At 38.1% G+C, this 24,786-nt stretch carries 22 protein-coding genes and 5 pseudogenes; 7 read left to right on the top strand and 20 right to left on the bottom strand.

Annotated elements, in window-relative coordinates:
- The first annotated feature begins 279 nt into the window (after positions 1 to 279).
- The 3 genes and pseudogenes from AEX56_RS01640 (at position 280) to AEX56_RS01630 (ending at position 1,805) form a co-directional block, all read left to right on the top strand.
- Positions 280 to 633, top strand: coding sequence for a hypothetical protein (locus AEX56_RS01640; RefSeq protein ID WP_049617649.1), 354 nt, complete (start codon positions 280 to 282; stop codon positions 631 to 633).
- A complete protein-coding gene (locus tag AEX56_RS01635; protein ID WP_049617648.1) occupies positions 630 to 1,217 on the top strand; it encodes a hypothetical protein in 588 nt (195 codons plus the stop codon). Before AEX56_RS01640 ends, AEX56_RS01635 begins: the two co-directional genes overlap by 4 nt.
- 187 nt (positions 1,218 to 1,404) lie before the next feature.
- Positions 1,405 to 1,805: pseudogene (locus AEX56_RS01630) on the top strand (transposase).
- 306 nt (positions 1,806 to 2,111) lie between these two features.
- Here AEX56_RS01630 and smc read toward each other — a convergent pair.
- From smc to AEX56_RS01600, 7 genes and pseudogenes are all read right to left on the bottom strand, one after another.
- Positions 2,112 to 5,602, bottom strand: a pseudogene (smc, locus tag AEX56_RS01625) (chromosome segregation protein SMC).
- Positions 5,603 to 6,289 (bottom strand): ribonuclease III, encoded by a 687-nt coding sequence (gene rnc / locus AEX56_RS01620; RefSeq protein WP_049617647.1) that lies wholly within the window; start codon positions 6,287 to 6,289, stop codon positions 5,603 to 5,605. It abuts the pseudogene before it with no gap.
- Between the two features lie 108 nt (positions 6,290 to 6,397).
- Complete coding sequence (locus tag AEX56_RS01615) at positions 6,398 to 7,399, bottom strand: helix-turn-helix transcriptional regulator (RefSeq protein ID WP_049617646.1); 1,002 nt, start codon at positions 7,397 to 7,399, stop codon at positions 6,398 to 6,400.
- Positions 7,400 to 7,717 carry a hypothetical protein gene (locus tag AEX56_RS08795; protein WP_082326142.1) on the bottom strand — a complete coding sequence of 106 codons (318 nt, stop codon included), beginning with the start codon at positions 7,715 to 7,717 and terminating at the stop codon, positions 7,400 to 7,402.
- Positions 7,718 to 7,776: 59 nt separating this feature from the next.
- Positions 7,777 to 8,607 (bottom strand): MFS transporter, encoded by an 831-nt coding sequence (locus AEX56_RS01610; RefSeq protein WP_082326141.1) that lies wholly within the window; start codon positions 8,605 to 8,607, stop codon positions 7,777 to 7,779.
- A gap of 57 nt (positions 8,608 to 8,664) precedes the next feature.
- Positions 8,665 to 10,261 (bottom strand): annotated as a pseudogene (gene ptsP, locus AEX56_RS01605) (phosphoenolpyruvate--protein phosphotransferase).
- A gap of 3 nt (positions 10,262 to 10,264) precedes the next feature.
- Positions 10,265 to 10,528, bottom strand: coding sequence for a phosphocarrier protein HPr (locus AEX56_RS01600; RefSeq protein WP_049617645.1), 264 nt, complete (start codon positions 10,526 to 10,528; stop codon positions 10,265 to 10,267).
- A 325-nt stretch (positions 10,529 to 10,853) separates the two neighbouring features.
- On the opposite strand from AEX56_RS01600, the gene nrdH reads away from it, so the two are divergent.
- From nrdH to nrdF, 3 genes are all read left to right on the top strand, one after another.
- A complete protein-coding gene (gene nrdH / locus AEX56_RS01595; protein ID WP_049617644.1) occupies positions 10,854 to 11,072 on the top strand; it encodes a glutaredoxin-like protein NrdH in 219 nt (72 codons plus the stop codon).
- A gap of 64 nt (positions 11,073 to 11,136) precedes the next feature.
- The gene (nrdE, locus tag AEX56_RS01590) at positions 11,137 to 13,296 is read left to right on the top strand and encodes a class 1b ribonucleoside-diphosphate reductase subunit alpha (protein WP_049618220.1); all 2,160 of its coding nucleotides are present in this window, start codon (positions 11,137 to 11,139) and stop codon (positions 13,294 to 13,296) included.
- A 270-nt stretch (positions 13,297 to 13,566) separates the two neighbouring features.
- Positions 13,567 to 14,526, top strand: coding sequence for a class 1b ribonucleoside-diphosphate reductase subunit beta (gene nrdF / locus AEX56_RS01585; RefSeq protein WP_049617643.1), 960 nt, complete (start codon positions 13,567 to 13,569; stop codon positions 14,524 to 14,526).
- Here the strand turns inward: nrdF and AEX56_RS01580 are convergent.
- The 10 genes and pseudogenes from AEX56_RS01580 to AEX56_RS01535 form a co-directional block, all read right to left on the bottom strand.
- Positions 14,508 to 15,170: a CPBP family intramembrane glutamic endopeptidase gene (locus tag AEX56_RS01580; protein ID WP_049617642.1), complete on the bottom strand. Its 663-nt coding sequence runs from the start codon at positions 15,168 to 15,170 to the stop codon at positions 14,508 to 14,510. The two genes, nrdF and AEX56_RS01580, sit on opposite strands and share 19 nt — an antisense overlap.
- 11 nt (positions 15,171 to 15,181) lie before the next feature.
- Positions 15,182 to 15,832: a DUF3169 family protein gene (locus AEX56_RS01575; RefSeq protein WP_082326140.1), complete on the bottom strand. Its 651-nt coding sequence runs from the start codon at positions 15,830 to 15,832 to the stop codon at positions 15,182 to 15,184.
- 114 nt (positions 15,833 to 15,946) lie between these two features.
- Positions 15,947 to 16,135, bottom strand: coding sequence for a helix-turn-helix transcriptional regulator (locus AEX56_RS01565; protein WP_330218252.1), 189 nt, complete (start codon positions 16,133 to 16,135; stop codon positions 15,947 to 15,949).
- Positions 16,060 to 16,521: a hypothetical protein gene (locus AEX56_RS08625; RefSeq protein WP_131542113.1), complete on the bottom strand. Its 462-nt coding sequence runs from the start codon at positions 16,519 to 16,521 to the stop codon at positions 16,060 to 16,062. Before AEX56_RS08625 ends, AEX56_RS01565 begins: the two co-directional genes overlap by 76 nt.
- Before the next feature lie 179 nt (positions 16,522 to 16,700).
- Positions 16,701 to 16,942, bottom strand: a pseudogene (locus AEX56_RS08790) (glycosyltransferase family 8 protein); the annotation flags it as partial.
- Positions 16,943 to 17,194: 252 nt separating this feature from the next.
- Complete coding sequence (locus AEX56_RS01555; RefSeq protein ID WP_049617637.1) at positions 17,195 to 18,193, bottom strand: hypothetical protein; 999 nt, start codon at positions 18,191 to 18,193, stop codon at positions 17,195 to 17,197.
- Positions 18,194 to 18,211: 18 nt separating this feature from the next.
- The gene (locus AEX56_RS09440; protein WP_049617636.1) at positions 18,212 to 18,418 is read right to left on the bottom strand and encodes a helix-turn-helix domain-containing protein; all 207 of its coding nucleotides are present in this window, start codon (positions 18,416 to 18,418) and stop codon (positions 18,212 to 18,214) included.
- A 706-nt stretch (positions 18,419 to 19,124) separates the two neighbouring features.
- The gene (locus tag AEX56_RS08355) at positions 19,125 to 19,469 is read right to left on the bottom strand and encodes a hypothetical protein (RefSeq protein ID WP_131542114.1); all 345 of its coding nucleotides are present in this window, start codon (positions 19,467 to 19,469) and stop codon (positions 19,125 to 19,127) included.
- Between the two features lie 34 nt (positions 19,470 to 19,503).
- Positions 19,504 to 19,818 carry a transglutaminase domain-containing protein gene (locus AEX56_RS01540; protein WP_049617634.1) on the bottom strand — a complete coding sequence of 105 codons (315 nt, stop codon included), beginning with the start codon at positions 19,816 to 19,818 and terminating at the stop codon, positions 19,504 to 19,506.
- Positions 19,811 to 21,181 carry a hypothetical protein gene (locus AEX56_RS01535; RefSeq protein ID WP_049617633.1) on the bottom strand — a complete coding sequence of 457 codons (1,371 nt, stop codon included), beginning with the start codon at positions 21,179 to 21,181 and terminating at the stop codon, positions 19,811 to 19,813. Before AEX56_RS01535 ends, AEX56_RS01540 begins: the two co-directional genes overlap by 8 nt.
- Positions 21,182 to 21,359: 178 nt before the next feature.
- Between AEX56_RS01535 and AEX56_RS08115 the strand changes: the two are divergent.
- Positions 21,360 to 21,972 (top strand): annotated as a pseudogene (locus AEX56_RS08115) (IS3 family transposase); the annotation flags it as partial.
- A gap of 323 nt (positions 21,973 to 22,295) precedes the next feature.
- On the opposite strand, the gene AEX56_RS08785 reads toward AEX56_RS08115, so the two are convergent.
- The 3 genes from AEX56_RS08785 to AEX56_RS08510 are packed head-to-tail and all read right to left on the bottom strand — an operon-like array spanning position 22,296 to position 24,775.
- Complete coding sequence (locus AEX56_RS08785) at positions 22,296 to 23,756, bottom strand: prepilin peptidase (protein ID WP_236682942.1); 1,461 nt, start codon at positions 23,754 to 23,756, stop codon at positions 22,296 to 22,298.
- A 55-nt stretch (positions 23,757 to 23,811) separates the two neighbouring features.
- Positions 23,812 to 24,423 carry a VanW family protein gene (locus AEX56_RS01515; protein WP_049617632.1) on the bottom strand — a complete coding sequence of 204 codons (612 nt, stop codon included), beginning with the start codon at positions 24,421 to 24,423 and terminating at the stop codon, positions 23,812 to 23,814.
- The gene (locus tag AEX56_RS08510; RefSeq protein WP_160315157.1) at positions 24,407 to 24,775 is read right to left on the bottom strand and encodes a hypothetical protein; all 369 of its coding nucleotides are present in this window, start codon (positions 24,773 to 24,775) and stop codon (positions 24,407 to 24,409) included. The genes AEX56_RS01515 and AEX56_RS08510 overlap by 17 nt, the downstream gene beginning before the upstream one ends.
- Between the last annotated feature and the right edge of the window lie 11 nt (positions 24,776 to 24,786).

The raw sequence follows: 24,786 nt of genomic DNA, 5'->3' as shown, positions 1-24,786 counted from the left end.
GAAGGTTCTGTGCTAGATGCTGGCACATTAAATAATGTAACAGCTACTGATGCTGAACACCAATTCAAAAACCATGTGAACAAAAAAGGTAGAAGCTATCTGGTCATATGACGAAGGCAACCATGCCTTCAAGGCTATCATTAAAGAGTCTCCAAAAGTTGAAGCAAAGGATACTTATACACTTAAGGTAGTCGGTTCTGATAATGATATGATCACACTTGATGACGTGACAGCTCTTGAAGCTGAGCATACTTTTAAGACTTATGTAAACGAAAAAAATTGGATGCTACTTGGTCTTACAAAAAAGAAACAAAAACATTCACAGCAACAATCAACGAAGCATCAAAAACAATCAGCCCAGAAATCATCATTGAAGGGACTAAAAAAGCTGAGGAAGATACTGCTACACCTCATGTGAACGAAAATCCTGATACGAACGTTGATAAAAAAGCTGAAGAGGATGCCGCTAAACCTGATGTGAAAAACACTCCTCGCACGGATGTTGATAAAAAAGCTGAGGATAAAAAACAAGATCAAATCAGCGACCCTAAAATGTCGGATGATACTTCTAAGCACAACACTCAAGACATTAAAAATATGATAAAAGAAAAGCGCTTCGTTCTGAATCTGTGACAATTACCTTGCTTGGTCAAGATGCAACGAAAGCATCTCATGTCAAGGTAGTTGATTACACGAGTAAATTAAATAAAGCCCTTAAGGTTGTACCAAGCGAACTATCTACAGATAAAAATGTCATGCTTTATGACATCACGCCTGTAGATAAAGATAGTAACGAAATACACTTACTTGATAGTCCAGCAATGGTAGCTCTTGCTATTGATCCAAATAGAGTGGTAGATAAAGTTTATTACGTTTTACCAACAGGAGATAAGACAGCGGTTGAATCTTTGAAATTCACCGTAACACCTGATGGAACTTTTGTATCCTTTGAAGTATCTCACTTTAGTCTCTATGCAGTAGTCTACAAAGATGAAGCTAAGTCAACAGACAAACAAGGTGAGCAAGTCGCATCAAGAAAACAATCTGAAAAACAAGATACAGCATTGTTGGCATCAAAAGTTGAAGAAAATAAACCAGTCACTGAAGGAATTGCTAAAAAAGAGGAAGCTAAGAAAGCTGTCTTACCAGCTACTGGTGAAACAACGAGCACTGCTCTTGCTGCAACTGGTCTTGCAACAAAACGTAAAGAAGACTAATTCAATTTTAGATTGAAGAAAGTCATTCTGACAGAAGGTTTTTACCTTCTGTTTTTTTGGCTTTTGAAAACCACTAGCTATGCTAGTGGTTCCGTGTAGCTTCCAGCGTGGTATTAAAAAAACCTCCCTAAGTGATAAGATAGAAGTGGTTTCCCCGCCACTCATCAAATCACATAGGAGGTCCCTCATGAGAGAGGATAATGAAAGTTTATCACATACAAAGTGGAATTGTAAATATCATATTGTCTTTGCGCCTAAATATCGTAGACAAATCACATATGGTAAGTACAAGTCAAGTATTGGAAAAATAATTCGAGATTTGTGTGAACGCAAAGGTGTAACGATTTTATGGGATATTTAAAAGGCAAAAGCAGTCTCATGATTTTTGACAAGCATGCTAATTTGAAATATAAGTATGGCAACAGAAAATTTTGGTGTAGAGGTTATTATGTAGATACAGTAGGACGAAACCAAAAGTTCATTGCTGAGTATATTCAAAATCAATTGCAAGAAGACAGGGTAGCAGATCAACTAACCTTGTTTGAAACTGTCGATCCATTTACAGGCGAAGTAAATAGGAAGAAGTAGAGTAGGTGCTTTAGCACTGGCTCGGGAAAATGGTGCGCGAGGAAGCCATTTCAGTGGGCCTTTGGCCCTGGCCCTGGCCGGTAAGAGCGGCTTATAGCCACAGAACAAACCACCAGTTCACACTGGTGGTTTTGATTAGTATTTTTAGATGGAGTCCAGTCTTCCTTCGGAAAATAGTCAATATTTGACTTCTATACCTAATGATAGCTCATCAGCGTCCTCATTTACTTATTTCAATTCTAAATCAACTCAAAAGGCCCTATCCACTAAAAAAGATAGAGCCTTTTATAAATGAAACTTTTTTCTTTACTTTGTACCTTCAAGGTGGTCAATATCCTTCAATTTGACGGATACAATTTTAGAAACGCCTGATTCCTGCATAGTCACACCATAGATAACATCTGCTGCTGCCATCGTTCCTTTCCGGTGCGTCACCACTATGAATTGGCTAGATTTATCAAAACGATTGAGATAGTCTCCAAACCGCTTGACATTTGCTTCATCAAGCGCCGCTTCCACCTCATCCAAGATGACAAATGGAATGGTTTTGACACGAATAATGGAGAATAGCAGAGCGAGAGCCGATAAAGCCTTCTCTCCACCAGACATGAGATTTAGGGATTGAATTTTCTTTCCAGGGGGTTTGCTGAACCTCCACCAAACATTTGTTTAAAGGTTTGCTGGAATGATGTCCGAATGGCATCAAAGGTTACTTTAAAACGTTCCTTAACTTCATCATCCATTTCATGAATGGTCCCAAGTAGCAAATCACGCGCTGACAAGACATCCCCTCGTTGACTATTAAGGAAAATTAAACGTTCATGTACTTCATCGTACTGCTGAATAGCATCTAAATTAACTGGTCCTAAAGCACGAATAGCACGCTCCAAGTCCTTCAACTGACGCTCTGCTGCTGGTAAATCTTCCACTATTTCTGCCATTTGACTCGCTTCTTCAAAACTCATCTTGAAATGCTCTGTCAGATTTGCCATAAGTGTCCGCAAAATTTGACTCAATTGGTCACAATCTGCTTCCAATTTGGCCTGACGACGGATAAGATCATCATTTTTTAAGCGAGCCTGCTCGAGGCGACCTTCCAAATCTTCGAATTGTCCTTCAATATCTTCCAACTCAAACTTGAGGCGCACCAAAGATTGATTGGTTGTTTCTTTTCGGGTGATTGCTTCTGCTAGTTGTTGCTCCAAGACATCCCGGCTAGTATCGTCCAGGGCTTCCATCTTCTGATCGATGACATCTTTCAAAAGTCCTATTTCTTTTTCAGTCTGCAACGATTCGTCTCGAAGTCGCTTGATTTCTGTTTGAGAAAAGCGGAGCTCACTTCGTGTTTGGCTTTCTTGGACTTTTTGCTCAGATAGATTAGTTTGCAGGGCTTGCAATTGCTCTTGAATAGCATCTCGATTCGTTTTAACTTGCTCAATTTGTGCAGTCAATTCTGCTTTTTTAATCTCAAAATCAGCTAACTCTTGCCGGAGGGATGCAGCCAATTGCGACAAATCAGCCAGCTCAGTCTCACCATTCTCCTCTACATGCAACTCATACAAACGATTGACATCTGCTAAGCACTCTGCAATTTGTTCGTAATTGAGACGAACTTTTTGTTCAGCTAGACGTGCAGTTTCTCCGTCTGTCTTGATAGTGTCTAGCTCAGCACGTACTAATTCCAATTCCGCTTTTTTGCTAGCTACGAGTTCTTCCTGTTCTTTGAGTTCACGTGACAGCTCTGCGATTTCCTTCACTACTGCATCCAATTCAGGCTCGATAAAGGTGGTATTTTGATTGCGATTGGCACCACCTGCAAAGGAACCACCTGTACGAATTTCTGATCCATCCAATGTCACCATCCGGACTTGGTAACGTGTCGCTCTCGCAGCCTGATTGGCATGGTCTATGGTATCAAAAATCGCTGTCGCACCTAGCAGATTCTGGAAAACACTGCTCAAACGTGCATCGTAAGCAATCAATTCCTCTGCCGTTCCTAGATATCCTTTTGCCTTTTCCAAAGTCGCTTGGTATTGGCTAGCTAATTGACGTGGTTTAATAGTGGTCAAAGGCAAGAAAGTCGCCCGACCTTGTCTATTTTTCTTCAGAAATTGAATAGCAGCCTTAGCTGTTTCTTCATTTTCAACGATAATATGTTGACTAGCACCACCCAAAGCAATCTCAATAGCTGTCTGATACCGAGTATCAAAGGTTAAATGTTCACTAACCGCACCAATCACTCCACCAATCTCACGCGCTTTTTGCAAAACGGCTTTGACGCCCGCATAAAAATTAGAATGATTTTTTTGAATGGCTTCCAAGCTAGATTTCCGTGCCTCTTTAGCTTTAACCTGATCCAGCAAATCAAACATGCGCGATTGTTCAGCTTGGTAAAGGTTTTCCTGACTAGTCAATTGAGCCTGAGTCGACTGATAGCCAACAAGCAAATCTTTGAGTTGCTGTTCAGCTACCACCAAGGCTTCCTTGCTTTCGCTTTCTTGTTCTTCTAATTTCGCCTTGTCTTGAATAATTTTTTGTAATTCTTGAGATTTGCTTTCTCGAAGACGCAGCTGATTTTCCTGTTCCTGCTCCACCTTGGTCAATCGGTTAGAGGTCTCTGCCTCCGCTTGTAAACAGGATACATAATTTTCACGCAAGTGTTCAATAACTTGATCAGGATCTTCTGAGAAATGCGAAATTTCCTCTTCAGTCGTTGAAATAGAGTGTTCTATTTCTGTTAGACTAGCTTGTAAATCTGTAACTTGCGCTTCTTTTTCAGTCAAACTAAAGCTTAACTGCTGTCCTTTCTCTTGCAAAAGATTCAAGCGCTCTTGCGCGTCTGCTTTGCTCGATTCATTTTGGCTAGTTTCTAATTTGTGTAGGTCAATCTTACGCTCCACGTCACTAATAAGTCGCGTCAAATCAAGCAAAGTAGCTTGCTCCTTTTCCAATTGCTCAGATACTTGATATCTCTGAACTTTGAGCTGCTGATTTTCCTGCTCCAATTGCTCCCGCAGGGCATAATAACTAGTTAATTCTTGTTTTACTTCCTTTAGCAAGTCCTCTTTTTCTGTTAAATTAGCCCGACCTGATTGCAACTGAGCTACCAAGACATTCAGATAAAGAGCTTTTCTTTCCTCATCTAATTCCATAAACCGCTTGGCAGTTTGTGCTTGTTTTTCCAGAGACTTGACCTGATTATCCAGCTCGTAGATAATGTCTTCCAAACGATCCAAATTATCCTGTGTCTGCGCCAGCTTACTTTCCGTCTCCTTCTTGCGCGTCTTATATTTGAGAACTCCAGCTGCTTCTTCAAAAATGCTTCTTCGTTCTTCCGGTTTGGAATTAAAAATGGCCTCTACACGTCCCTGTGAGATGATGGAGAAGGAATCCCGTCCCAAACCTGTATCCATAAAGAGATCATGAATATCACGCAGACGTACTTTTTTACCATCAATCAGATAATCGCTATCACCAGAACGATAAATATGACGCTCTACTTTGATTTCCTTGGCTTTGTCCGCGATAAAACCATTGCTATTGTCCAGAGTCACAATAACTGAAGCATAATTGAGCGGTTTGCGATTAGCCGTTCCCGCAAAGATGACATCGGGCATCTTGCCACCACGTAAACTCTTGGCAGACGATTCCCCAAGCGCCCAGCGCAGGCTTTCGGTGATGTTGGATTTTCCAGAACCATTGGGGCCGACAACCGCGGTTACCCCCTGGTCAAAGACTACTTTAGTTTTGTCCGCAAAGGACTTAAATCCTTGCATTTCAATTGATTTGAGATACATCTATTTCATAGCCTCCACTGCATTTTTAGCAGCATCTTGCTCCGCTAATTTCTTGGAACGACCCTTACCGCGGCCGATGATGACTCCATCTGCCATCACTTCCACTTCAAACTGTTTTTCATGGGCTGGCCCAATTTCAGAAATCACTTGGTAAGAAATGGCGATTTCACCATTAACCTGTAAAAGCTCTTGCAAAGTCGTCTTATAGTCCGTCACACGCTCAAAATTCCCTTTTTCCAACTGAGGAATCATGACTCGATAGAGGAATTTCTCAACGGTTTCTTCTCCTTGGTCCAATAGCAGAGCTCCTAAAAAAGCCTCAAAGGCATCGCCCAAGATGGTATCCCGATTACGACCACCAGATTTTTCCTCACCCTTTCCTAAGAGTAAATATTCATCAAATCCGCAGACACGCGAAAAACCAGCTAAGCTCTCTTCCCGCACAAAACTAGAGCGCATTTTGGACATTTCTCCTTCAGGAAGCTGAGGATAGGTCTTATAAAGATATTTAGAAATGATTAATTGCAGAACAGCGTCTCCTAAAAATTCCAAGCGCTCATTGTGTGAAATTTTTAGAAGACGATGCTCATTAGCATAAGATGTATGCGTAAAAGCCGTTTCTAAAAGACTGAGATCTTGAAAATCAATCTGAAAATTTGTTTTTAAGGTTTCTTGTAAAGTTTTCATGACGTCTCCTTTGCAGTCTGTCCTTTTCATTATATCATAAATGCTTACAAGACGACCGACTTTACCTGTTTCTATCAATAAAATACGACCCTTTCAGGTCGTATTTCTTTAGACGTCAAAATCGGATTGTAATTTTGCGATTACCTGCTTAAGCAGCTCCACATTGGCATCGTACTTGATGTCTTTATCCTGCGTATTTTGCTGCAAGAGTTGAGCCGTCAAAAGCTTTTGTGTATGAAAAGAGACTGCTGCTCCTGTAATCCCTAGATCCTCTGCAATTTGGTTTCGTTTTGCATCAGGCTCTATCAAGCGTAAAATGGCTTGGTAGCGGCTAGGGTCACCCAATAATTTTAGGATTTCATAAAAGTGTCCTTCTTCTAAGCGAGATAAGTTTTGACCCCATTCATCCATTCCAAGTGACTGGATATAGAAAAATTCCTTCCCTATTCCTTTCAAAATGTAGCCACGCATGAACCAAGAACTAAGTACAAAAACAAAGACAGTTCCTGTCAAATGGTACTTTTCTTGGCTATCCTCTACCTCCATTTTTAAGTTTTCAGAGCTTGCATATTGCTGGCGCTTCTCCTTTTCTATTTCTAAAAAAGGCTGATAAAGAGTGACAAGTTCCCTAGATAAGTCTACTAGCTCTGCCATTTTTCCGAGAGGATGATGGTAAAAACTCCAATAATACCACTTAGTGTCTGCATTAAAGTCGGATTGCTCTAGCAGTTCAAAAAAATCTGTAGCTGTACTTTCCTCTGTCTGTAGCAACAAAAGCAAACATTCCTGAATTTCTTTTGCATTCAGTTGTAAACAGACTTGATGAAAATCTTCTATTGTCTTCAGATCTTGTCCTCTCTCCAAGCAACGGAAATAAACTTGATGCAGCAAATTGGAATAACCAAAATCAGACAAGACTAACTGCTGAATTTTTTCTTTATAAGGCAAGAGCAACTGTTGAATGGTATCATAAATAGTCAACGTCTCACTAAAATAAGCAGATTTTTTTAACAGCTGATCATCTTTTTCTCGCTCATGAACCAAACTGGAAACGAATAGTTGTTCTACAATTTGGCTACGATAGTTTTCTACAATCATCTTATTTTTCATCTAGTTTCCCAACCTCTTACTTTCAAATATAGTATATCCTAAAACAACCGCAGAAATCAAGATATAGACCAAAGAAATGGAGGTCGCTGATAGTACAATGACTAGTAGGGAAACCAAGGTTTGACTTAGGAACATTCCCAGATAAGCGATGGTATCTATTCCCGCACCCACAGTAGCTAGTTGATTTTCTGGAACCAGTTTGTAAAAGAGACCATTAACCTTGGGCTGGAAAATACCTTGCAAAAATGCACCGAGGAAAGAGCAGATCAGCACTCCAATACTAAAATGAAAGAAATAAGCAAGGTAGAGCAGAATCATGCAGGCATTCATCCATTTTAAAAGAGGAAAAACTGTTACATTCTTGAACAAATTAGTCGTCAAAAAGAACCCATTACCGAACCAACCAAGCTAGCAATCATGAAAAGTGAAAGCGTCATAGCTGCGCTTATAATCGTAAAGTTTTTATCTTCTTTTAGCATAAGAACCGTCAGAACAGGACCTATTGCAGTCATATTTCCAAGCGCAATCATCTTGGTGAAAAATCCTAGAGCAGGGATTTCTTGCATCGTTTTGTAAGTCTGCTGAAGACTGGCTAGGGTGTCTTTGACCAAGTGCTTTTCCTGTCTGTTTTCCGAAGGGTCTTCCTTTTCCTCTAATGGCAGAGCTGGAAGTATTTTAAGAAAGGCTGGACGCAAAGTACACATGATGAGAGCACTGACTAAAAAAGTCCCCGCATTTAAAAAGGCAAGTGATTGGTAAGTCATGATTCCAATCAACAAGGCACCGCTTGAGCGGAAGAAAATTTGTAAAATAGATCCAAAACCACGACGAACTGCCACCATAGCTTCCCTGTCTTCTTGCGGCACAATCCGCAAACTGAGTGGTAAATAGAGTAAACTTTCATATTGACCCGCTATATCGGCTATTACGTTGATACTACTTGCGACCAAAACAATCCACAAAGCTGGTGCAAATCCCATGGCTAGACCAATTACCAAATAAAGCAGGACACGAAAGAACTGCGTTGCGATAATGGTATCCACCTTATTTTTAGTCCAATCTGCCCAAACTCCAGCAAAAATTAGCGTAAAAATAGGAATAGTTTCTGATATGGTTACCATGGAAAGAGCTATCTTTGTATCCGCTAACTGAAGAATGTAGTTCATCAAGGCTAAATAATAGACCACATCCCCAAAATTAGATAACATAATAAATCATTACTAACCAAACAAAAAATCCTTGGCCGAGCCAAGGATATAGATTTCTTATAAATATTCTTTTTGAAGTTCAAGAACTTCTTCAGCAGTTGAGCATTCTGTCAAAGCACGGTTTGCGTACTCTTCCATCTTCGCTGTGTCAAGTGTTTTCATCAAACTACGTGTACGAAGTACAGATGTTGCTGACATAGAAAACTCATCAAGACCCATTCCGACAAGAAGTGGAACAGCTTGTTGGTCACCAGCCATCTCAGGATTGATGGATTGTAAGGTTGGTAGAGGTATGAAACTTGTTCGTTCATACGGTCTGCTGCCATTGTGTATTGGATGAGATCGTTTGTACCGATTGAGAAGAAGTCAACTTCTTTTGCGAATTGGTCTGCAAGCATAGCTGCCGCAGGAATCTCAATCATGATACCGACTTGGATATCATCCGCTACTGCTACACCTTCAGCAAGCAAGTTTGCTTTTTCTTCATCGAAGACTGCTTTGAGGCGCGAAGAAGGGCACGAATTTGTGTGCGGAACATAGCGTCACCAGTCTCTGAGATAGAGATACGAAGGGCACGGAAACCAAGGAATGGGTTCATTTCATGTGGAAGGTCGAAGTAAGGAAGTTCTTTATCCCCACCGATATCCATTGTACGAACCACAACAGGTTTGCCATCCATTCCTTCAAGAACTGCTTTATAAGCTTCGTATTGCTCATCTTCAGTTGGGAAATCTTGTGAATCCATGTAAAGGAATTCAGTACGATAGAGACCAACCGCTTCAGCACCGTTATCATTTACACCTTCAACGTCTTTTGGTGTACCGATATTGGCAGCTAATTCAAAGTGTTTGCCATCAGCAGTCACTGTTTGAGCATTCTTAAGGAGAGCCCATTCAGCTTTTTGTGTAGCATATGCTTTACCAGCTTCAATAAATTCAGCAATTTGTTCTTGAGTAGGATTGATGATGACATCACCAGTAATCCCGTTAACAGCCAAGATATCACCGTCTTTTACGATTTCAGTGATGTTATTTGTCCCAAGAACAGCAGCGATTTCAAGTGTACGAGCCATGATAGCTGAGTGACTTGTACGCCCGCCGATATTTGTAACAAAGGCTTTAACAAAGTTTTTATCCAACTGAGCTGTATCAGAAGGTGTCAAGTCATGCGCAATCACGATAGACTCTTCGTCAATCGTAGCTGGGTTAGGCAATTTTACACCAAGAAGATGTGCCAATACACGTTTAGCAACGTCACGGATATCCGCAGCGCGTTCTTGCATGTATGGATTATCTTCCATGCCTTCAAAGATTGTAATGAACATATCTGTCACTTCTTTGAGACCAGTTTCTGCATTTGTTTTCTTAGCGCGGATTGTTTCTTTAATCTGACCAATCATTTCTGGGTCAGAAAGTACCATCAAGTGAGCATCAAAAACAGCTGCCGCTTCTTCACCAAGGCTATTTACTGCATTCTCGCGAATAAGAGAAAGCTCGTCCTGTGACGCTGATAACGCAGCATCTAGACGAGCTTCTTCTGCATTTGTATCTTCCACTGAAACAGTTTCAAATGACAAGTCCGGTTGAACAAGCAAATACGCCTTAGCAATAGCAACACCATCAGATGCCGCAATTCCTTTAAGCATTTTTGTCATGTCTTATGCCAATCCTTCTTTATCCATTGTTTCTGAGATAGCTGCAATTGCATCGTCAGCATCAGCGCCTTCAGCAGTGATTGTAACATCTGCACCTTGACCAACACCAAGGCTCATAACGCCCATGATAGATTTCAAGTTAACTGATTTTTCTTTGTAGTTCAATGTAATATCTGATGCAAATTTGCTAGCAGTTTGAACAAGCAAAGTAGCTGGACGTGCGTGGATACCTGTTTCTGCCACGATGTGGAAATCTTTTGAAGCCATAATTTGGTTTCTCCTTTATTTTTTCAAAAATTGAAGGTTAATCTTATAACCCTTACTCTTCCCATTATATCATTTTTAAAGTGTGTTTTCAAGAGTTTTTATTGATTTTCCACGTTCTAGCCCTTTAAACAAGAATTTTTCCTCATGAAAATCCTTAGAAAATTCGCCTGAAAGCTTACCGCTAAAGGGATTGGCAACTTTTTTACACATTCCACAATATATTGTGCGTGTTTAAAATAACTAACACAATATTTAGTTCTCTCTAATTGACTTTTGCCATTTTTAAGTGTATTCTATAAAAGAATTTTATTTTAAGGAGTTTTCCATGATTACCGTTTATTCAAAAAATAATTGTATACAATGTAAGATGACCAAACGTTTTCTGGATGAGCACAATGTTGCTTTTACAGAAATCAACTTGGATGAGCAACCTGACTATATTGAACATGTAAAAGAACTTGGTTTCTCAGCTGCTCCAGTTATTGAAACTGAAAACGGAGCGTTTTCTGGCTTCAACCCAAGTAAATTAAAAGCATTACTTTAATCCAAACCCTGACTTTTTATAGAAAGGAAGCAAGAGAGAGCTGGTGCTCTTTCCATTTTATATTATGAGTTTGAAAGATTTAGGAGACGTATCATACTTCCGTCTCAACAATGAAATCAATCGTCCAATTAATGGACAAATTCCACTTCACAAGGACCAAGAAGCCCTCAAAGCGTTTTTCGCTGAAAATGTGATTCCAAATACCAAGCAATTTGCAAGTATGGCAGAAAAAGTGGAATATTTACTGGAAGAAAATTATTTGGAAGGCGAATTTTTAGCGCAATATAGCCCTGCTTTTATTGAAGAATTAGCTCAATTTTTGAAAGACCAGCAGTTCCAATTCAAGTCTTTCATGGCAGCCTATAAATTCTATAACCAGTATGCACTGAAAACAAACGATGGCAACTACTATCTAGAAAGTATGGAAGACCGCGTTCTCTTTAATGCTCTTTATTTTGCAGAAGGCAATGAACAATTAGCTCTTGATATCGCCAATGAAATGATTCATTTGCGCTACCAACCCGCTACTCCAAGTTTCTTGAACGCTGGGCGTGCCCGTCGCGGTGAATTAGTATCCTGTTTCCTCATCCAAGTGACAGATGATATGAATGCTATCGGACGCTCTATCAATTCAGCTCTGCAATTGTCCCGTATTGGAGGTGGGGTCGGAATCTCCCTCAGCAATCTTCGTGAAGCTGGTGCTCCAATCAAGGGCTACGAAGGAGCCGCATCTGGTGTCGTTCCTGTCATGAAGTTATTTGAAGATAGCTTCTCCTACTCAAACCAACTTGGGCAACGACAAGGGGCAGGGGTTGTTTATCTTGATGTTTTCCACCCGGATATTATCTCTTTCCTTTCTACTAAGAAAGAAAATGCGGATGAGAAAATTCGTGTTAAAACCTTATCACTTGGAATTACTGTGCCGGATAAATTCTACGAATTAGCACGCAAAAACGAAGATATGTACCTCTTTAGTCCATATTCTGTCGAGCGTGAATATGGTGTGCCATTTAACTACATTGATATCACTGAAAAATATGATGAAATGGTGGCCAATACCAATATCCGCAAGACCAAAATTAAAGCTCGTGATTTGGAAACAGAGATTTCTAAATTGCAACAAGAATCTGGCTATCCTTACATCATCAATATTGATACGGCTAACCGCCATAATCCTGTTGATGGTAAAATCATCATGTCCAACTTGTGTTCTGAGATTTTACAGGTACAAATACCAAGCGAAATCAACGATGCGCAGGAATTCCTCAAATTGGGAACAGATGTATCATGTAACTTAGGTTCAACCAACATCCTTAACCTCATGAAATCTCCTGATTTTGGACGTTCAGTTCGTACCATGACACGTGCTTTGACTTACGTTACAGACCATTCGAATATTGTTGCCGTTCCAACTGTTGCCAATGGTAATAAGTTAGCTCATTCAATTGGTCTTGGTGCTATGGGACTTCACTCCTTCTTGGCTCAGAATTTGATTGAGTACGGATCAGCAGATGCGGTGGATTTCACCAATATCTATTTCATGCTCCTCAACTACTGGACCTTGGTCGAGTCAAATAATATCGCTCGTGAACGCCAGCAAACCTTTGATAATTTTGCAGCGTCTAAATATGCCGATGGAACCTATTTTGATAAATATGTGACGGGTGACTACCAACCTCAATCTGAAAAAGTTGCGTCATTATTTGAAGGAATCTTTATTCCAAGTGGACAAGATTGGGCAGAGCTCCGTGAAGCAGTGATGAAAGATGGTCTTTACCACCAAAATCGCCTTGCAGTAGCCCCTAACGGTTCTATTTCTTACATCAATGACTGCTCTGCTTCTATTCATCCTATTACACAACGGATTGAAGAACGCCAAGAGAAGAAAATTGGTAAGATTTACTATCCAGCCAATGGTTTGTCAACTGAGACTATCCCTTATTATACTTCCGCCTATGATATGGATATGCGTAAAGTCATCGATGTCTATGCGGCAGCAACAGAGCATGTGGACCAAGGTTTGTCCCTCACACTCTTCTTACGCAGCGAATTGCCAAAAGAACTCTACGAATGGAAAACTGAAAATAAACAAACAACCCGCGACCTTTCTATCCTTCGTAACTATGCCTTCAACAAAGGGGTTAAATCCATCTACTACGTCCGCACCTTTACAGATGACGGCGAAGAAGTCGGCGCAAACCAATGTGAGTCTTGTGTGATTTAACTGAGTGAGCTTTGTGGGTTCCAGAGAACCTCACAAAGTTACAGCAGCCACTATATTGTGGTCTGCCTAACTCACCTTACTAACTTCAATTTAAGCTTGCTAGAGCAACTCATGACACTTAGGAACTGGCTATCTTGCCAATTCCTAAGTGCCTCACTACCTCGAACAATCGTTCATTGAATCAAAAGCGCCTTCGGGCGTTTTTTTGAAAGGGTCCTCCCTTTTGTGATATAATATAGGGAATTGAACGTATAATAGAAAGTGAAATTTATGGAAACTTACTACAAAGCCATTAACTGGAACGCTATTGAAGATGTTATCGACAAGTCAACTTGGGAAAAATTGACCGAGCAATTTTGGCTCGATACTCGTATTCCTTTATCTAATGACTTGGACGACTGGCGCAAACTATCTGCAGCAGAAAAAGACTTGGTTGGAAAAGTCTTTGGTGGATTGACACTTCTTGATACCATGCAGTCAGAAACTGGTGTCGAAGCTATCCGTGCGGATGTCCGCACACCGCATGAAGAAGCTGTCTTGAACAACATTCAATTCATGGAATCGGTCCATGCCAAATCTTATTCTTCTATCTTTTCAACACTCAATACAAAATCTGAAATTGATGAAATTTTTGAATGGACCAATACCAACGAATATTTGCAGAAAAAGGCGCAAATTATCAATGATATTTATCAAAATGGTACGCCACTGCAAAAGAAAGTCGCGTCGACTTTTCTTGAAACCTTCCTATTCTATTCTGGTTTCTTCACCCCGCTCTATTATCTTGGAAACAATAAATTGCCAAACGTGGCAGAAATCATCAAGTTGATTATCCGTGATGAATCCGTCCATGGTACTTATATTGGCTACAAATTCCAACTCGGTTTCAATGAATTGCCAGAAAATGAGCAAGAAGAAATGCGCGATTGGATGTATGACTTGGTCTACCGCCTCTATGAAAATGAAGAAGGCTACACAGAAAGTCTTTATGACGCAGTTGGTTGGACTGAAGAAGTGAAGACCTTCCTTCGCTACAATGCCAACAAAGCTCTTATGAATCTGGGGCAAGATCCACTCTTCCCAGACTCAGCAGATGATGTAAACCCAATCGTCATGAATGGTATTTCAACTGGTACTTCTAACCACGACTTCTTCTCACAAGTCGGAAACGGTTACCTGCTTGGTACCGTTGAAGCCATGCAGGATGACGACTACAATGTTGGTTTATAAGACAAAATCATTAAAAATGATAATAAATTATTAGCAGCATGCAGGGCAATGCTGTGACGGAGATCTCGTTTAATCATAAAGAGCCAAGCTAAACTGACACCCATTGTGAAATAAATCAAGAAATGACTGAGCTTAGTTGGTCCATGAACGAGTGAAAACAAGACGCCTGAAACCAACATGTAAAGAAATAACTGTCCATTTCCTTTAATATGTGGGAATAAATATTTAGCAAAAAAACCTCTAAATAGCCATTCCTCCATGATTGGTGCGACAATCAAGACTATAATGCCCGCAACTAGGGGATAGCTCTGGATCAGTTCAATCAGTAAATGTTGGTTACGACTATTTCCCACTGGAAAGAGAAATTGTACGACTAGTAAAACAATATAGATAAAAATAGGCCAGTAAAACTTCAGTACTTTTGCACTAACCTGTTCCACAACAAGCCTTTTATCCTTGTACAAAATAGAATAAAGATAAGCAATCATTCCCATTAGTACAAAGCCTGTCATACACATGATCCAGGCATTTACGGGATTCGTCAGCTTGGTCATTTGGCTAATGGACATAACCATGCCTGTTGACATATAATAAAGTACAAACAACAGGAAAAGCGTTCCAAATCCTTTTATATATTTCAACATCTTCTCTCCCCTTATTTAAAATAGCTACTCACCATACGAAATTGAGCCATATTGATATAAACATGAATAAAAGCCACAATTAGATAAGCCATGAATTGCTGCGTTTGTGTCACAGTGGAAATAACAAAAATGATAATGTAAAGCGCTGGTAAGATTCGTTGATTCAGATTGAAGACCGTTAAAAAGCTTTGTTCAAAATTAGCTTGTCGCTCCGCTTCGTCATAAGAATAGACAAAATACTTGATTTCATTGGCAGTTGGAAAGCTAGATAAACGATAATTACGGATCCGTGCGATTAGCTTTGCATAAATCACCTGACCAATAATGATTGGAATCAGCAAAAGAAAATCAAAGATTGGAAATACGGCCTCTGCTCCGTCATCTGAAAAACTGAACTTCATCCCCATCACGATCGTAAAGATAACGAAGCAGGACACAATATTATGAAAAATCGTACCGTATTCTAGATTTTTGAAGGTTAACTGATAATAGCGATCAACCTGCTCATCATCCTCATGATTGCTACTTTCATAACATTTCTGATAGCGATTGGCTTCATAGAAGTGGTATACCACCAACACCATCGTTAACATAGCGAGTACACGCGTTGCCATGAGAAAATGGTCTAGCGAAAGGGCCCTCTTCATCAGTATAACCATCATAAACTCCAGCTAGAAAGGCTAACAGCATTCCTCCTAGCAGGCCACCAATCAATGGTAGAACTGTAAAACGAGTCATTCTTTGTGCAGTTGATATATCGCGTTTTTTACTTTTTTTCATTCTTCATCTTCCACCTCCACAAGACTGAATACATTCTCGATGTTTTCTTTGAATACTTGGGCTATTTTCATAGCAATGACAATGGACGGTGCGTATTCGCCCCGCTCAATCAAGCTGATGGTCTGGCGTGAAACACCGGCCAACTTTGCCATTTCCGTCTGATTAATTCCATCTCTGGCTCGCAATTCCTTGAGACGATTTTTAAAAATATAGCCCATTTATCAACACCTCCTAGTACGGATGATACGGATACTAGTTTTACTCCCTTTATCGTTTTTTCAATTTTGAGCCAGTCCTCATCTACCTCAAGAATTTCATAAACCATGTTATCTCCTAAACCATTCATAATGATTTGACATTTTTGATGTTTTAGATTTTTTAATAATTGTGACATACGATTTTTCTCCTTTTTCAATCCTTCATAATGAAGCAACTGAACTACAAATAAATATAGTAGCAATCTCCAGTAAAAATCTCGCGTTGCAAAAAACTTGCCTAGATAGTATGCTAAGCCAAATAAGGAGGCGAGAACAACCAACTTCAAAGAACCTTTATAAGATTTTGTATTCATGACCGCCTCCTTTAATATTTGTTTTTTTCACTTGCATTGTAACACATCATTTTAATTTTGACAACAATCATTGTCAAAGAAGTTATGATTTTTATCAAAAAAGAATCTTTCGACTCTTCATTTATGATTTTATTCTTCCAAGAAATCAACTGATCGTTTCTCTCCAATACTTTTCTAACTTGCTTTTGCATATATTTATAAAGAACTGAACATCGTCCTGAGTATCCTTTCTTCCACAGCTTATCTCGTCTAGCAAAATGTAAACATACTGTGTTTTCAATCACCCATTCCAAGTCCCAAGTTCCCAGACTCTTAGTCTGATAAATCAAGCTATCCCACGCGTCATCGTTGTAAATCTCACCCGCTCCCCCATAAACCTATCAGCATAGAGAGCATTTAACACATCCTGATCTGGTAAAACTCATCAAATGAGTTAAGACACAAAATATCTGCATCCACGATAGCCTCAACTATGATGGAGACGTCTATGTCTATTTTTTGCTGTACTCTATTTTACAATTCATCTTATCACAAAATAATAATATATTCACTTTAACGTTCATTACTTCGTTAACTCGCTGTGCTGTATATCAATATTTCCTGCACCTGCTTTGCTAGTACAAAAATCACACGAAATAACTATACCATATTCTGCCTATGGATTCGCATACCTCTATGCATCTAATCGCGTGCTAATAAAACGATGGTAGACCTGCTGGCGTTGCATTGCAATAGCTTCACAAACGTGTTGTAAACGATACTCTTTGGTATAAACTGCTAAATCAAAGATAATATTATTATTTGGAGCACACATCTTTTTTAAAAGAGGAATGTATTTTTTATCAGCAATAATTACTGCATTTTCCATATTTTTTAACAGCTCTACATCTTCAGTATTAAAGTTAAAAGAAATAATCCTTGTAGACTTTTCAGATAAGTGTTGATGTAGCCAACTTTTAAACATGAGTAAATTAGCATCATTATTGGAACATAGTACCACTGATGCAGGGGCAAGTTGGTTTTTCAGTAATTGCCTAATTTGAACAGTTAACAAATTAAGATGTTTAGGACTAATTTCACCGACATAGCCCAATTCAGCCATCCATTTACTGAGAAGTTCTCTGTTTTTTATATAAAGCGGTGAGCACTCCTCATTGAGATACCTATCAATCAAACAATTCTCAGGGAGTAACTGCTGAAGATTATAGAGAAATTTTCGAAACAACTCAATCATACTAGTAATAAAAAATTCTGAAAATACTAGCGTAGAATCTAAAAATCGTTCAAATAATGGCAATAATGTTGCTATATCTGTTTCATTAATAACAATTTTTGCTAGTGCATTATTATGCTCTGGGGTCCACTTATCCCCAGCAAAGGGACTATTACGAGTACAATAAACTAAAAATAGATAATCATAATCAACTTTGTCAAATTTAATTTGAAGACGATGTTCAAAAACCTGTTCTGAATAATTATGAATCAGTTGATAAATAAACAATTTTTTCAGTGCATCAAACTGACGAGAAGCTGGTAAGAATAGTCTAAAGATATGTCGCTTCCATGTTAAAATCACTAAAAACTCAAAGAATAGAAGCTCTTCTTCCATCAATCCCAATAAATCTTGTGTCATGTGAGCATTTGACGCTGTCATAAAATCCCTAACTAACATACGATCTTCTTCTGTAATTTAGTAACAGATAATTCCAAAATGACATTGCAACAACGCAAGTAAATAACGAATTTTAAATTCCTCACCAACAATATAATTGTTTTCCACAGTAAGTTGGAGGGTCTCAAGGTAATGATGACAACGCTGTTTCAAACGGTATGCTGTTGGAACTGAGATATAGTGAGTTTTGATAAACTCATTATAGGGAAGTTGTTGCTGATTCATCACTAAAAAACGCAAACATTATAAAAAAGGGGAGTCCCTATAGATACGGTGTAAACAGTCTGTCTTCGTTGCATTCGACAACAAACAACAGTAAACCTGTTTAGAATTCATGCGAATTTGAAGTAAATCTTCAAATAGTGGCTGAAGTTCAATAATCAGTTCTCGAATTGTTTTTCTTACTGAATCTAGTAATCTGAACAAGTTCGGAAAACTCACTATATGTAAATTCCAAAAGAGTATTAATTAAAAAAATTTTATTCAGAATAGCAGGTTCAATATATTTAGCTAGCATAGATATCCTCCATCAAATATTATCATACAATGAAATAACCTGATTCTCATAGAATCAAGGTATCAGGCTATTTATTTGTTTTCATTAACTGTTTACAGTTAACAGCTCAGTTAAGCGAAAAATTCAACTGTAGAGCTACGATTTATATACAAGATATAGTATCGTTTTATGTCATACTCTGCTTGGTAGAGGGCCCTCATCCTTTTTTCATAGAACTGACTGTTTTAGTCTTTATAATGAATTATTGAGGACGTGCATTGATGCGATCAAATTGTATTGCGCTTCCTTATAAATTCATTCTGATACTACAATACTAATTCAGTTTAAATCATAAAGAAAGATTTTTCGAAAAATGAGAGTTGCAACAAAACTTTTCCAAAAATGTATAGATAAAAATAATCTATTATCTTGGTATTAATCTTCCAATTTGATTTGAATTTCTTCAGTAGTCATTTCAATAGTTGGTTTAATTACCGCATTTTCTTGAGTAGCAATTGAATGTCCTTGACTAGTTTCTTCTGTACTTTCTTGGGTATCAGAAACTTTTGAAATCGTAGTATCTTGTGAAATCTCTGCTTGTTGAGTGTGTTTTATTGTATGCATACTTTTTTCTCTTTCATTTATAGAAGGGGCTTCTCTACGACTAGTTGACTTTTCTATCTGTAGATGTTGTTGCTCACCCTTTTTTAGTGCAATAACAGACCATCCTACAGCTAATAAAAGGCAGATTAGAGTCGGTATACTGAGCCATTTTTTCATTATGTACCACCATTCCCTTCTAGATTTCTATTTTTTAACGACGATCATAGTCATATGCAGGAATGTCATTGTATAAATCTGCATAGGCTTGATCAATTGAATGGTCTCGTGATAGTGTATTACGTCCTACCAAGAAGTACGAATTACGATAGTTACCTGTCACATCATTCCATGTAGTATCTACATAGTATTTAACGCCATTGATTTCAACAATATTCCAAGCATGGTTTGCATCGCGACTTTGGTTCGTTGATCCTGTCACATACCAAGCGTTAAGACCAGCTTCGACTGCTAAATCTCGAAACATAACTGCATATGCTTGGCAAACTCCACGTTTATCTTTAAACAACGACTCTGGAGCATGAACACTGATGCCTTAAGCTATTTGTACTCAATTCACGATCTGCATACTCGTAGCTGTCAATGATGTATTGGTTAAGAATTTTTGCTTTTTCATAATCATCAGTAATATTTTTATCTGTGATTTGTTCTTTTACAACTTGTTTTATAAAATCTTTGTATTCTGCAACAAGTGCTTTTTGATGCCCCTCCAAAGTATAATCAATTTGAAGTGTAGTTTCAACTTCAATGTGTGAAACTGAGTTACCACGATAATAAGTACCCAATTGATTTGATGTTCTGATTCTTAAAATAGTACCTGCACTGTCAGCGTATTGATCTAACAATTTACTCAATTGAGCCGCATATGCATTTACCTGTTCACGAGAATTAAAGACAAGTTTATAGCGAATGGTACCAACTTTATTGTCGATCGCATGTGTCAAACCATTTGTCAATGCTGTGTAATCATCAATATTTCCTAAATTCAAAGCATCGTTTATAATATTATAATTTGCTGTCACAGATATTGCCGGCTTAGTATTATCTGGTGATGGTGTTGGCTTAGGAGCTACTGATGTTTCTTCCTCTTTAGCTGGTTCAAGAGTAACTGGTGTCTCTTCCTCTTCAACTGCTTGAGGGATTGATGGTGTGTTTTCTTCTTCCTTAACAGTAGCTGATTCATCTGTCAATTCAAAAAGAATACCACTTAATTTCCCAATTTCAGCTGATAAATCATCCGTTGTAAGAGAATTTGCCTTATCAATCAAAGCATTCAATTCAGACTGTACAACTAAGAGTCGATCCATGTACTGTTGCAAAGAACGAATCAAATTTTCACGTTCTGCATCTCTGTAAGAATAAATTCTACGAGAACTTGGATGACTTAAAATTGAAAAAATTTGATTAATTAATGTTGAGCGTTCTTGTGATAAACTGTAGTAACTTTCACGGATATACTCCAATTCCGCTTTATCAGATTCAATCAACTCAAAAATGTTTTGAAGCAATTCATCGCGTTTTTGAACGGCACTATAATATTGAGCATCAGTATTATTACCATAGTTTAATTGATGAACTAACTTATGATCTTCATGTTCATAGGAGAGAATTAATCGATTAACTTCCATGATTTTCTCACGGAGTGGGGTCACCACATCTCCAAGAGAGCTAATGTGTTTTTTTACATCTTCTATTATTGCTTGTTTTTGATTAAGAAAATGACTCGTTGCTTGATATCCTTCTACATTTGTATATGTATAATAACTTCCTTGAGCAAGATGATCGTCTGCATGTACTTGTGCTGCAGCGACTGAGGCCATAGCCATCGTACTAAACAATAAACCTTTTAAAATATGCTTTTTTTCATACATCCTCCAGTATTAAAAATAATTAAAAGTAGTTTACGTGATCGCATCTTTTAATTTCATACAAACATAGGCACCACCTCCTTTATAAAAAAGCGTTTTATATATCAGTTGAATAGATTACACTAATCTAGACAGGATTTATAAAGTGTTCTACACTAAAAGAAATCTAAAAGGAGTTACTATGGCTAGAAAAGTACGTCGCCAATTCTCAGATGAATTTACCCAACAAATTGTTGACCTTCTCAATGCTGGTATGAAACGAAGTGAGCTCATTAAAGAATATGAGTTAACACCATCTATCTTTGATAAATAAGTTAAACAAGCTAGACCCACAGGCTCATTTAAAACAGCAGATAATCTTACAGATGAGTAGCGTGAGCTGATTGCCCTCAGAAAGCGCACTAAAGAGCTTGAATGCAGGTCGATATCCTAAAGCAAGTGGCAGTGATTATGGCGTGAAAAGGGAAATAATCACTGCAAACAAGGATAAACACAGTATTTCAGCTATGTGGCGCTTACTTGGTATGCCTCGTTCTAGCTATTATTACAAGGCTGTGGAGCCTGTGTTTGAGACAGTGCTTGAGGAAGATATCAAAACCGTTTTTCTGGAAAATAAGTCCAGATAGGGTGTTAGAAAAATCAAGAAACTTCTGGAAATTGAGGGAAAACAGGTCTCCAGACATCGGATTCAGCGTATCATGATACAGTTCAATCTGGTGTCTGTTTATCAAGAAGCTAACTTCAAATCCCATTCTAAAGGGAAAAATGAGACACCTATTCCCAATCATTTGGAAGGGACTATGTCCACTGGTGGAATCACCGTCGCATCCATGGAAGGCTCAATTATCAGACACCTCTGACCTGAAGATTAATCACTTAACAAAAACAACTTATAAATTTTGTACAGAAAAGTGTTGCCTTTCCAATAGCAATCACCCCTTCGTCTCACAATTTAGACTAAGATAAAATGACGGAGATGAATTTTTCTTTTAGTCCTACCTCACCTAGTACTAAAAGAAAACGAAGCAACAATATTATTATTTTGTCAAAAAAAGAGCCAAACAGTAGTCTAGCTCTTTCGCGATGAAACAATTATCAGCTATCATTTACTTAACGACTATTTATTCAAATTTAAGAAAGCACGAATACGAATCGCAATTTTTTCAGACCATCCTTTATCGGAGGCATAGCGAGTATTAATTGCCGCAATACTCTTTCCATTGTAGTACATACCATCAGGTCTCAAATAGTGTTGACTCAAATAACGTGCAACATAGTCTATACATGCATCGAACGATTCAAAATACCCAGCACTTGAAAATGGGCTAGAATCATATGCCATAAAACCAAATAGATTATTTTTTACTTGTGCTATTTGACTTCTTCCATAATCTGATTCATGAATAGCCAATCCAGTTAAAAAGAGAGCATTTACGCCATAATTTTTTTCAGCATTTTTAAAGGCTTGACCTAGACCGGCCATATTTGTCCCTTCTAAACGACTGTTGATAAAATCAGCCGATACCGTTGAAGGAACCGTAACATCTTCTGAGAATAAAATAACGCCACTACCATTTGAACTAAAATTCTCTGAAATATAAATATCCGCAGGATCAATTTTCTCCTGATGATTTGCCATGATGCGCCGACCAAATAACAATCCGATAACAAGAGAGCTACCAATCAGACCTGTTGCCATCATGCGTAAGCCTCTTGTTTTTTTATTTAAAATACCCATTGAATATATAACTCCTTTATATAAGCTCCCCCAAAAATAGAATAAAACAGCCATAATACTCATAGCAGGACCAAAGGGGATCTCCTTTTTTGCGTCAAATTTCATTTTTTCAATTAAGGTTATGACTAGCAATAAAAGTCCAGCGATAAAAAACGAACCAATTGCGACCAGCGTAATATCAAGTGGACTAAACCAACTAGCAAGCGTAATCAAATAAGTAATGTCACCAGAACCAAATGCCTCTTGTTTATAATATAATTTTGCCAACCAATAAATTGTGTCATAGACCAATAAAGCTACCAGCATAGAATAAAAGGTTTCCAAATAAGATTCACCTGTCAGCCATATCAAACTCAACCGCCCAACTAAAAAAATAAGTAGGACGATATCAGATATAAAATGGGTATCAAAATCAATATAGCCCACAATAATACATAGAGATATCAATAGACAAGCTGAAATAACCATCCATATCCCTTGATTGACAAAGAGTAAATAGGCTCTCCACCACAAAGTACCTGTTAGAAATTCCACGATAAAATACCGTGGTGAAATAGGTACCTGACAGTGTTTGCATTTAAACCGTTGAATAACAATGGATAAAAGCGGAATCAACTCTAAACCACCTAGAACATGTGAACAGTTTGGGCAAGCTGAACGACCATTGATGATACTTTTTTCAAGCGGAACTCTATAAATGACAACATTATAAAAGCTACCAAATACAAGACCTAGGATAAATACTAATACCGCCATTCCATAATCCTCTTCTGTTTTAAGATCACATCTTCTCCTCAATTTTGTTTTATAGTTTCTGCCTTCGCTTTTAGTACTAGACAAATCAAGTTAACGACCAAATAAAAGATAAACCGAATGATTAGGTCGTAACTTTTTATTATTTGCTTGCTAATACAATTGTTAATTGCGAGCCTTCCTTTGATAGAGAAAGAACGACATCGTTCTGACTTGTATTTGTCACAGAAAGTTGAGTTAATTCCCTCCCTGAATCTCCAATGCTGAAAGCCTTGCCTTTGTAGGACTCTACTTTCATATGTTTAAAGGTAAGTGATTGAAGGGCATTCACAACTAACTCGACACCACTTCCATAAACCTCTGTCCCATCTATAACACTACTCAAGTAACCTGACTCCTTGCTCAACTTACCAATAACATCTGAAAAATTGAAACTTTGACCAGCTGCAATATAAACATTTTGCAATTTATGAAATACTAATTCTTGATTGTGTTTTTGAACAGCACCATCTGAAAGCGGTAATTCTACCTTATCAATAAATCGTGTATATTGAGATAAATTCCATGATTGAGCCTCAGCACCAATAAGATTTGCTTCTAAAGGAATCTGCTCAAATTGAGCTGTCTTACTGATATTCTGAGCAATAGCAATAAAGTTTTGAGCTTGAATTTCATAACCGTCTACAGGAGCTGATATCGTCTTCTGATTATCTGAGTTAACAATTAAATGATTCGTTTCAGGTTCTTGTTTCAATAAATCTGGAAAATTTTGAATCGATTTTTCTAAAGATTGCAACCAAAATAACCGTTTCGAATAAATAGATAATAGATAATAGTTGATTTTGTTTTGTTTCAAAAAACGGTAAAAACTTATCCCATAAATTAGTATTAGAAATTTTATCCAAACTTTGTAGTTCAGTTTTTGAAAAATAACTCAACCCCAACAATCGCATATCCATTGAGAAGGAATGCCCGATTGACAATGCAAAGCTCGCTTTGTATGGCAAGCTTTTGTATACTGCAACTTCTGCCTCACTTCTTGAATGGACATGCACAATCTTTTTATCATTGATACTCATTGGTAAGCTTGGTTTATAGATAGTCATAACATATATCA

Origin of the sequence: Streptococcus sp. X13SY08 (assembly GCF_001182825.2) — a bacterium.
Taxonomy (GTDB): domain Bacteria; phylum Bacillota; class Bacilli; order Lactobacillales; family Streptococcaceae; genus Streptococcus.
Note: the sequence above shows the minus strand (reverse complement) of the source record. Positions and strands in the feature narration are given on the sequence as shown.

Excerpts from the sequence above, each read along its gene's own strand:
- AEX56_RS01610 (WP_082326141.1), bottom strand. The coding sequence starts at position 8,607 with ATGTTATCTAATTTTGGGGATGTGGTCTATTATTTAGCCTTGATGAAC.
- AEX56_RS01575 (WP_082326140.1), bottom strand. The coding sequence starts at position 15,832 with ATGATGGTTATACTGATGAAGAGGGCCCTTTCGCTAGACCATTTTCTC.
- AEX56_RS01535 (WP_049617633.1), bottom strand. The coding sequence starts at position 21,181 with ATGTATGAAAAAAAGCATATTTTAAAAGGTTTATTGTTTAGTACGATG.
- AEX56_RS08795 (WP_082326142.1), bottom strand. The coding sequence starts at position 7,717 with ATGATTCTGCTCTACCTTGCTTATTTCTTTCATTTTAGTATTGGAGTG.
- AEX56_RS01600 (WP_049617645.1), bottom strand. The coding sequence starts at position 10,528 with ATGGCTTCAAAAGATTTCCACATCGTGGCAGAAACAGGTATCCACGCA.
- AEX56_RS08355 (WP_131542114.1), bottom strand. The coding sequence starts at position 19,469 with ATGAAAAAATGGCTCAGTATACCGACTCTAATCTGCCTTTTATTAGCT.
- AEX56_RS01555 (WP_049617637.1), bottom strand. The coding sequence starts at position 18,193 with ATGTTAGTTAGGGATTTTATGACAGCGTCAAATGCTCACATGACACAA.
- nrdH (WP_049617644.1), top strand. The coding sequence starts at position 10,854 with ATGATTACCGTTTATTCAAAAAATAATTGTATACAATGTAAGATGACC.
- nrdE (WP_049618220.1), top strand. The coding sequence starts at position 11,137 with ATGAGTTTGAAAGATTTAGGAGACGTATCATACTTCCGTCTCAACAAT.
- nrdF (WP_049617643.1), top strand. The coding sequence starts at position 13,567 with ATGGAAACTTACTACAAAGCCATTAACTGGAACGCTATTGAAGATGTT.
- AEX56_RS09440 (WP_049617636.1), bottom strand. The coding sequence starts at position 18,418 with ATGAATCAGCAACAACTTCCCTATAATGAGTTTATCAAAACTCACTAT.
- AEX56_RS08625 (WP_131542113.1), bottom strand. The coding sequence starts at position 16,521 with ATGAATACAAAATCTTATAAAGGTTCTTTGAAGTTGGTTGTTCTCGCC.
- AEX56_RS08510 (WP_160315157.1), bottom strand. The coding sequence starts at position 24,775 with ATGACTATCTATAAACCAAGCTTACCAATGAGTATCAATGATAAAAAG.
- AEX56_RS01615 (WP_049617646.1), bottom strand. The coding sequence starts at position 7,399 with ATGAAAAATAAGATGATTGTAGAAAACTATCGTAGCCAAATTGTAGAA.
- AEX56_RS01580 (WP_049617642.1), bottom strand. The coding sequence starts at position 15,170 with ATGTTGAAATATATAAAAGGATTTGGAACGCTTTTCCTGTTGTTTGTA.
- rnc (WP_049617647.1), bottom strand. The coding sequence starts at position 6,289 with ATGAAAACTTTACAAGAAACCTTAAAAACAAATTTTCAGATTGATTTT.